Genomic DNA, 8,693 nt, shown 5'->3' with positions numbered 1-8,693 from the left:
CGCTTACCGCTTACCGCTTACCGCTTACCGCTTACCGCTTAGGCCTGTGGCTGCCCGTATATTTGCTCTGCGCGGTTAAATAGCACCCACGATGTTAAAATATATTTATCATTCGATACTGGCTTATTACCGCGATGAGTATGAGTAAAGTAGCCTGGGGCAATCACCATAGTGCCTTTTTTCGGAGCTATCTTACGATTTTGATAATAAAACTCGGTTTCACCGCCTTCTTCAACATCGTTTAAATAAAACATAAATAACAATACTCGATGCAGTGCTTCGTTATGGTGTAACTGTGGGTACACTTCACTATGCCAATACGGGTAGCCGCCTTTGTTAACTTCGTATTTTTGCGCTTGGATATTACCGAGTCGAAAAATTTTCTGTACCAATAAAGGTAATTGCGGTTTACCTACCTCGTCAAAATTAGCTTGCGTTAAATCAACAGGTTGTCCTGTTTGGGGGTGGTACACTTTTAAACCAAACGCCCCAATCATTATAAAAATATGTTCTTCAATGTAGTTAAAAACATATTGTGCAGTAGTTTGTTGAATATGTTTTAATTGCTCAGCGTATTCAGGATGATTGTTTAAGTGTAAGTCGTGGCTATCTTTTTTATTAAGATCTATGCCGCCTGATGTCATCCCTTGTTTTATATGCGGGCTTTGCGAAAAGATGGTGATAAAGTTATCGCAAAAGTCATTACTGAGCGCGTTGTCATACACGCGGATAAAGTCCGTCATGAGTTACCTGTTTAATTATTATTGGATTATTATGTTTACTGAAAAAGTGATGCCGCGCTTTAGCGAAACGGATGCACTCGGACACATCAACAATACCGTACTCCCTGTTTGGTTTGAAGCCGCACGTGCACCTATTTTTAAATTTTTTACCCCCGATTTAAATCCTCACGATTGGAAGCTTATTATTGCTAAAATTGAGGTGTCGTTTGTAGGTGAGTTGTTTTACTCGCATGAAGTAAGTATTAAAACATCGGTAGAGCATATTGGCAGCAGCTCATTTGTGCTTCGCCAAGAGGCATGGCAGCAAGATAAATGCTGCGCAATCGGTAAAACAGTGCTGGTACGTTACGACTTTGCCGCTAAAGCTAAGCAAGCTTTATCTCGTGTTGAAAAAGCAGCCTTAAATGAGCATTTTATTGCAGCTTCTTAATGTGTAGTTAGTAATTTAAGGTGCGCAAGTAGTTATCTAAAGCGGTGACTTGCGCTTTCCTAAAGCATAGCCCGAGCTTTGTTCTACGCCACAATATGTCATCGCTGGTTTTTGCCCACTCGTTGTTAATTAGGTAATCGACTTCTTGAGCGTATAGACCATGGCCAAAATGACAACCTAAGTCAGCCAATGCACTGCAATTACCTAGCAGTGCATTAGTTAGCGTGCCATAGGAGCGTACCAGCCTATTTAATAATAACTCAGGCAACCAATTATATTTTACTTGTAGTTGCGTTATTAACGTCGCTTTTTCACTAAAATCTCCGCCTGGTAACGGCGCGCTTTTTGTCCACGCTTCAGTCATATGAGGATAAAATAGCGCGAGTTTGTCCACAGCATTTTCTGCCAGTTTTCGATAAGTAGTTATTTTTCCGCCAAACACACTTAACAAAGCAGCCTGATTATCATCATTATTTAATATCAGCTTATAATCGCGGGTTACAGCTTGAGCATCTGCTGAGTGGTCATCGAGTAATGGCCGTACGCCACTGAATGTATGTACTATATCAGTCGCTTCAATCGGAGTTTTAAAGTAATGATTAGTAATATTGATTAAGTAACTAATTTCTTGTTTGCTAATTTTTACATCTTTAATATTGCCGGTATATTCTTCATCAGTAGTGCCAATGAGAGAATAGTCATCTTCAAAGGGAATGACAAAAACAATACGTTGATCTTCATTTTGGAGAATATAGGCACATGGCTCGTCATGAATACGTGGCACCACGATATGGCTGCCTTTGACTAAGCGAATATGCTGTGGTGATGGCTGAATAAATACATTATCAAACAATGAAGCAACCCAAGGGCCTGCGGCATTAACAATGCATTTGGCTTTGATTTGTAGTTGCTGCTGGGTCGTTTGTTGCGCTAGAGTTACATCCCAATGTTCAATATTGCGCTGTGCCTTTATACAACGAGTACGTGTTGCTATGGTTGCTCCGTGTTGTTCGGCGGCAAGGGCGTTTAAGATCACTAAACGCGCGTCATCTACCCAGCCATCAGCATATTCAAACCCTTGTGTAATTGATGCATTTAGCACACTGTCTTTTGTGAAAATAATCGACTTGGAAGCGGGTAGCGTGTCTCGTTTTCCTAGATGGTCGTAAATAAATAATCCTAGGCGGATCATCCATGGCGGCCGCAAATGTGACTGATGAGGAAGCCTAAACGAGAGCGGCCAAATAATATGCGGTGCTTTTTTTAATAACACTTCACGCTCTAGCAATGCTTCTTTTACTAACCTAAATTGATAGTGCTCTAAATAGCGCAGCCCGCCATGAATAAGCTTACTGCTGTTTGATGAGGTGGCTGAGGCTAAATCGTCTTGCTCACACAATAATACTTTCAAGCCTCTACCACTTGCATCTGCTGCAATACCAGCACCATTAATGCCACCGCCAATGACAAGTAAATCATATTCGTTATCGAGTAACTGCACGGGTGAACCTTAAAGTTAGTTGTTAATGCCAGATTATATTAACGCGATTAGCCGTCATTCTGCGGATTATTAGCAAGCGTCACTTGCGCAATACAATGTAGCCATTTTGCATATAAATCGTTACGCTCAAAGCTACTCATAGTTGGCTCAAAGCGGCGGTCACATCGCCACATAGTTGCTAGTTGCGCTGTTGATTCATAAACACCACTTTGCAGGCCTGCTAAATAGGCGACGCCAAGCGAGGTGGTTTCGGTTAAGGTGGGGCGCTCAACACTCGCACCTAAAATATTAGCTAAAAACTCCATAGCCCAATTATTATTAGCCATACCGCCGTCAACGCGCAAGATGCTGGGGCGCAAGCCATCCCCTTCCATCGCTTTTTGTAAATCTTTAGTTTGATAACCCACTGATTGCAAAGCTGCAGCGACAATCGTACTAATACCTGAATCTCGAGTAAGCCCTAAAATAGCACCTCGGGCATTGGCATCCCAATAGGGAGCGCCTAAACCTGTAAAAGAGGGCACTAAAAATACCCCATGATCTAAGGGAACACCTTTGACGAGGGCTTCACTTTCTCCCGCGCTTTCTAATAATTTCAAGCCCTCTACAATCCACTGCATGGTGGCACCTGCCATAAAAATACTGCCTTCAATGGCATACGTAGGTTTGCCGTTAAGTCTATATGCGATGGTGGTTAATAAGCGATTGTTTGACTTTAGTGCTTTATCGCCGGTGTTAAGCATTAAAAAACAGCCTGTTCCGTAGGTGCTTTTTGCCATACCTTCTTCAAAACAAGCTTGGCCAATTAAAGCGGCTTGCTGATCACCCGCTATGCCGCTAATTGGAATTTCACCACCAAATAACTCGCTGCTAGTAACACCAAAGTCAGCCGCTGAGTCCATTACTTCAGGTAGCATCGAGGCTGGAATATCAAATAAGGCGAGTAAGTCTTCATCCCAGCATTGCTGGTGAATGTTAAACAGTAATGTGCGAGAGGCATTGGTTGCATCGGTTTTGTGTACTTTACCATCGGTTAATTGCCATAGTAAGTAGGTGTCTACCGTACCAAACGCCAGCTCACCTGCTTGTGCTTGCTCTTTAGCGCCAGTGACGTTATCTAAGATCCAACGAATTTTGGTGGCAGAAAAGTACGGATCGAGTAATAAGCCGGTTTTATCATTGACGATTTTACTGTGCCCAGCATCGCGCAAACTATCACAGTACTGGCTAGTGCGTCGGTCTTGCCACACAATCGCGTTGTAAATAGGTTGCCCGGTTTTTTTACTCCACACTAAGGTGGTTTCTCGTTGATTAGCAATGCCTATGGCAATAATGTCGGCAGCCGTTACCCGTTGCTGCGCCAATACGTTTTTAACGCTCGCGAATACGGTTTGCCAAATATCTACAGGATCGTGTTCAACCCAACCATTTTGCACAAAGTGCTGCGGGAAGGTTTGTTGGGCTGTGCCAAAAACCTCGGCATCTTTGGTGTATAAGATGGCGCGAGAGCTCGTCGTTCCTTGGTCAATCGAGAGTATGTATTTGCACATAAAATATAATGTTATTTAACTTAGATAAAGATAGCTTGTCTATAAGCTAAACGAATAGCAATGCTTTTGCACCATAATGGATGTAATTTTAGGCAAATAGGATGAGTGAAAGGGAGTTAAGGCTCAGTGCTGGCGCTTAGTTTTAAATAAGCGCCAGATATATATAATATAATTATTAGTTGGCAGCATCAGCTAATTGCTGATGGAGCCAATCTTTTAATGCCATTCTATCGTGTTTTAATTGATGCATTGCTTCATCATCAATAGGGGCATCTTGTAACTCCAGGACACGGATTTCTTTATCAATTGCATTGTATTGCTTTGCCCTTGCCGCGAACTCTTCATTATCAGTGTTGAGCTTAGTGATAGTGCTTTGGTATTCAGGGAAATCTTTAGTTAATGAATGATCTTCGCCTAACATAGGTCGCTCCTTATTAAAGCGTGTTACATATTAATCTCGATAGATAAACACGCATGGGTTTTAGTCAAATTAAATGCTCTGAGGCGTTTTGCCAATACAATAGAGCTTGGGCTGATTTAAAATAAATCAACATCAAGCTCAGTATTATCGTTATTAAAGTAATTTCCCTTTGCCTGAATACAAAACACTGACACTCGTGCGGGCTTAAGTTAGAATATGAACGCAGGCAGTTGCCTGCAAACAATTTCTATTTTGAGTGCTTTATTACATGCTTTTAATGATCGATAACTACGACTCGTTTACCTACAATTTGGTACAGTATTTTCAACGTTTAGATCAAGAGGTGCTAGTAAAGCGCAATGATGAGATCTCGGTTAGTCAAATTGCCCAGTTAAACCCTAAGCATATCGTGATATCTCCCGGCCCATGTTCACCAAATGAAGCGGGTATATCTTTGGAGCTTGTTGAGCAATTAAAAGGTCAATTTCCAATTTTAGGTATTTGTTTAGGTCATCAAACAATAGCACAAGCACTAGGTGCGAACATTGTTAGGGCAAAGCAAGTGATGCATGGTAAAACCTCGCCAATTTATCATGCTAATCAAGGTGTATTTGCCGGCTTACCAAATCCATTAACAGTTTGCCGTTATCATTCGTTGGTTGTTGAACAAGATAGCATTCCTGATGAGTTGCAGATCACCGCTTGGACCGAAACTGAAAGTGGCCAGTTAGATGAAATAATGGGCTTAGTTCATAATAGCTTAGCGTTAGAGGGGGTACAATTTCACCCAGAGGCAATTTTAACGCAGCGAGGACTTGAATTACTTGCTAACTTTTTAACTCGGTTCTAGGCTTATGCTAACAAACGTAGTAGCTTCCCTTAATTTATTTATAAAAGATAACTATTAATGACAGATGAAATACGCCAACAAAGGACAGCTAAGGCATTAGAGCAACGAGCCCATGATTTGTTGCTTGGACATAGCTTTGCGCAACGTCAAATTGGCTATATTCATACTCTAGATATAAATTATGGTGAGGCGATGAAGCAGCGCACCTTACTTGAGGTTGAAGTTGCTGCGCAAAAAATACGTAAACTCTCCAGTACTTCGCATCATAAGTACCGCGCTCAAGCCAGCCAGCAGTTACATCAAGTTATTGATACCGCCATGAACAAGCAGTTAGCCGATATTGATACGGTACTACATGAAACCATTGGTATTGAAGATAATGTCCCCGCGATTTTAGACATACTTGCGGTAAAATCAGCATCGGTAGGGCGCCTTGAGCCATTAGTTAAAGATTTAACTTGGTTAGGACGTGAGTTAGTTGCTTTTGTGAATTTGCCTTATTATCGCGCGCAGCGCAATAAACATACTTCGGTAAAAGTTGATAATCCCTCTTTAGCTCTGCGTTATATTGGTTTAGACAACTTACAGTTTGTAGTGCCTACCTTTGCGGTACGTCATTGGATGCCACACAGCACCGAACCATTTCCATTATTGAAGCGTCGCCTACGCGATAACTCAATGGCTTGCGCGATTGCGGCGCAAGAGTTGGCTAAGCTCAATGGTATTAATGAAGTACATGCATTTACTTTGGGTATGTTACTCGATGTTGGCAAGATAGCTTTGATTCGACTCTATTTACGTACATTCGAACGAGTGTGGCAGCGCAAAGTAACCCTTGCCCGAGAAGACCAACATAAAGATCTTCACACCGCATTGTTAGAGTTAAAACCTGATCCGTTATTTTTAAGTACTTTACTTAATCAGCATGCGCTAAAAGTCACGGCGACGGTGATTGATAAAATGGCGTTTCGGTATTTACCTTTTAATGCTGTGTTATCGCAGTTGATTAATGGTGTGTCCAAAGGGGATTCACTATTGCCATTAGCGATGTTAATGCAAAAGGCACGTTGTTATAGTCAATGTGTTACTTTGAGCGAACATCAGCTGGTGGAAAGTGATGAAAAATCACTCTGGTTTGATTACGTTGGGTTATCAAAACAGGAACTAGAGCAGCTTGAAAAAACCAATTTGCAGCACTTTCATATTAAAATTGACTAGGGCGTGTTTATCTTTCGAGGTTGAATTTGCAGCAGTGTGTTTGGTATTTAGGCAAGGCAGAGCCTATGTAGTGTGGTTGTTCCCCATAAATAGGCGATAACGCAGCATCAATGCCAAACACGCGCTGCCCGAAGGGTTCTTCCTAGGGGCGATTAACTCTTTGTTACTTACATGGATGTAAGTAAGGGGCGTGAGCAGGACGCGGAAGCTTTGCTCAATTTTTACTTAGCCCACTAGGTTACAAATCTCGCGCCGTGATTAAATCGCCCCTAATTTGAACAAATTTTAATCCTGAAAGGTCAACACGCCCTTATTTCATAAATTTTTTGTTAATTTTTTTACGACTATTCATTCATCATTAATATCTACTCTTACCCATATTTTATCTTGCAAAGCTCTGCCTGGTGGGTGGTGGGGCAGCGATATAGAATAAACAACCCCATAATTCGTTATTCAGATAGTTATTCACTATCTCTGAAATTATATCTCAAAGCCTTTAATAACAAGGGCTACATGAAAGTTTTATAAGAGACAATAACGAAAAACTCTGAAATAATGATTATCTGAAAATTGAACCAGAGAGTATTTTTTGGCGATGTGAGCTATGCTGATTTACGCCAAAGGAGATGGTACAACAGTCTATCATCAAGCCTATTTTTTAAACTTTCTGTGGGATCACAATTAAGAGGATATAAAATGACAGTCAATCGCGAATTATTTGATCAAGTAATGGTTCCTAACTACGCACCTTCAAGCGTTATTCCTGTTCGTGGCGAAGGCTCACGTGTATGGGATCAGCAAGGTCGTGAATATATCGATTTTGCCGGTGGTATCGCTGTTAACTGTCTAGGTCATTGTCATCCAGCATTGGTTAAAGCATTAAAAGAGCAAGGCGAAAAAATCTGGCACCTATCAAATGTAATGACTAATGAGCCAGCACTTCGTTTAGCTAAAAAATTGGTAGATGCTACATTTGCTGAAAAAGTATATTTCGCCAACTCAGGCGCAGAAGCAAATGAAGGCGCACTAAAATTAGCGCGTCGTGTTGCGCTTGAAAATTTTGGTGAGCAAAAATCGCAAATCATCGCTTTCAATAAAGGTTTCCATGGCCGTACATTCTTTACTGTAACCGTGGGCGGTCAAGCTGCTTACTCTGATGGTTTTGGTCCTAAGCCGGGAGATATCGTACATTGTGACTATAACGATTTAGCCGCATTTGAAGCACTAATCTCTGATAACACATGTGCGGTAATGATGGAGCCATTACAAGGTGAAGGCGGCATTATCTCTGCTACTGACGAGTTTGCTCAAGGTGTACGCCAGTTATGTACTAAACATAACGCATTACTTATTTTTGATGAAGTACAAACTGGTGTCGGTCGTACTGGCGATCTTTATGCATACCAAGGGTTAAATGTAGTACCTGATATTTTAACTACTGCAAAAGCACTTGGCGGCGGTTTTCCAATTGGTGCAATGATCACCACGACAGAGATTGCTAAGCACCTTAAAGTCGGTACTCATGGTTCTACTTATGGCGGCAATCCGTTGGCATGTGCTGTTGGTGAAGCAGCCTTTGATACTGTGAATACACCAGAAGTATTAGCTGGCGTAAAAGCAAAGTCAGCATTGTTTAATGAATTACTAACTGCAATTAACGATAAGTACAACGTTTTCTCGGAAATTCGTGGTCAAGGTTTATTAATTGGTGCTGTGGTTAATGAGCAGTTTAAAGGTCGTGCTAAAGAGTTTTTAGTAGCAGGAACCGCTGAGGGTGTGATGTCGTTAGTCGCGGGTGCCGATGTGGTGCGTTTTACTCCATCTTTAGTGATCCCTGAAGCGGATATCCGTGAAGGGATGGCGCGCTTTGAAAAAGCCGTAGCCAACGTTGTGAACGGTTAATCAACACCTCTAATCATAATAAGGGCAAGTAGCAAGCTTGCCCTAATATTCTTAATTTACCGTTATTTATAAGGGAGC

Annotated in this window: 8 protein-coding genes; 4 read left to right on the top strand and 4 right to left on the bottom strand. The window is 41.5% G+C overall.

What is annotated here, in order from left to right; translation table 11 throughout:
- Nucleotides 1-38: 38 nt before the first annotated feature.
- Entirely contained in the window at nucleotides 39-743 is a 705-nt protein-coding gene (locus tag H5200_RS09370) for a 2OG-Fe(II) oxygenase (RefSeq protein WP_182761364.1), read from the bottom strand.
- 31 nt (nucleotides 744-774) lie between these two features.
- Here H5200_RS09370 and H5200_RS09365 point away from each other — a divergent pair, with 31 nt between their 5' ends.
- Nucleotides 775-1,173, top strand: a complete 399-nt coding sequence (locus H5200_RS09365) for a thioesterase family protein (RefSeq protein WP_145238012.1) — start codon at nucleotides 775-777, stop codon at nucleotides 1,171-1,173.
- A 7-nt stretch (nucleotides 1,174-1,180) separates the two neighbouring features.
- On the opposite strand, the gene glpD is transcribed toward H5200_RS09365, so the two are convergent.
- The 3 genes from glpD to H5200_RS09350 all read right to left on the bottom strand — a co-directional run bounded on the left by glpD (nucleotide 1,181) and on the right by H5200_RS09350 (nucleotide 4,645).
- Complete coding sequence (gene glpD, locus H5200_RS09360) at nucleotides 1,181-2,674, bottom strand: glycerol-3-phosphate dehydrogenase (protein WP_182758809.1); 1,494 nt, start codon at nucleotides 2,672-2,674, stop codon at nucleotides 1,181-1,183.
- 47 nt (nucleotides 2,675-2,721) lie between these two features.
- Nucleotides 2,722-4,224 (bottom strand): glycerol kinase GlpK, encoded by a 1,503-nt coding sequence (gene glpK / locus H5200_RS09355; RefSeq protein WP_182735544.1) that lies wholly within the window; start codon nucleotides 4,222-4,224, stop codon nucleotides 2,722-2,724.
- Nucleotides 4,225-4,399: 175 nt separating this feature from the next.
- Complete coding sequence (locus H5200_RS09350; protein ID WP_145238021.1) at nucleotides 4,400-4,645, bottom strand: YdcH family protein; 246 nt, start codon at nucleotides 4,643-4,645, stop codon at nucleotides 4,400-4,402.
- A 268-nt stretch (nucleotides 4,646-4,913) separates the two neighbouring features.
- Here H5200_RS09350 and H5200_RS09345 point away from each other — a divergent pair, with 268 nt between their 5' ends.
- From H5200_RS09345 to H5200_RS09335, 3 genes are all read left to right on the top strand, one after another.
- Nucleotides 4,914-5,495, top strand: coding sequence for an aminodeoxychorismate/anthranilate synthase component II (locus H5200_RS09345; protein WP_145238024.1), 582 nt, complete (start codon nucleotides 4,914-4,916; stop codon nucleotides 5,493-5,495).
- Nucleotides 5,496-5,552: 57 nt separating this feature from the next.
- A complete protein-coding gene (locus tag H5200_RS09340) occupies nucleotides 5,553-6,713 on the top strand; it encodes an HDOD domain-containing protein (protein WP_145238027.1) in 1,161 nt (386 codons plus the stop codon).
- 696 nt (nucleotides 6,714-7,409) lie between these two features.
- A complete protein-coding gene (locus H5200_RS09335) occupies nucleotides 7,410-8,615 on the top strand; it encodes an aspartate aminotransferase family protein (protein WP_149980483.1) in 1,206 nt (401 codons plus the stop codon).
- The last annotated feature ends 78 nt before the right edge of the window (nucleotides 8,616-8,693 follow it).

Source organism: Pseudoalteromonas sp. SG43-7 (assembly GCF_014164295.1).
In the GTDB taxonomy this organism is placed as follows: domain Bacteria; phylum Pseudomonadota; class Gammaproteobacteria; order Enterobacterales; family Alteromonadaceae; genus Pseudoalteromonas; species Pseudoalteromonas rhizosphaerae.
Note: the sequence above shows the minus strand (reverse complement) of the source record. Positions and strands in the feature narration are given on the sequence as shown.

What these genes read in the sequence shown, in the direction of transcription:
- H5200_RS09370 (WP_182761364.1), bottom strand. Translation starts at nt 743, where the DNA reads ATGACGGACTTTATCCGCGTGTATGACAACGCGCTCAGTAATGACTTT.
- H5200_RS09365 (WP_145238012.1), top strand. Translation starts at nt 775, where the DNA reads ATGTTTACTGAAAAAGTGATGCCGCGCTTTAGCGAAACGGATGCACTC.
- glpK (WP_182735544.1), bottom strand. Translation starts at nt 4,224, where the DNA reads ATGTGCAAATACATACTCTCGATTGACCAAGGAACGACGAGCTCTCGC.
- H5200_RS09350 (WP_145238021.1), bottom strand. Translation starts at nt 4,645, where the DNA reads ATGTTAGGCGAAGATCATTCATTAACTAAAGATTTCCCTGAATACCAA.
- H5200_RS09345 (WP_145238024.1), top strand. Translation starts at nt 4,914, where the DNA reads ATGCTTTTAATGATCGATAACTACGACTCGTTTACCTACAATTTGGTA.
- H5200_RS09340 (WP_145238027.1), top strand. Translation starts at nt 5,553, where the DNA reads ATGACAGATGAAATACGCCAACAAAGGACAGCTAAGGCATTAGAGCAA.
- H5200_RS09335 (WP_149980483.1), top strand. Translation starts at nt 7,410, where the DNA reads ATGACAGTCAATCGCGAATTATTTGATCAAGTAATGGTTCCTAACTAC.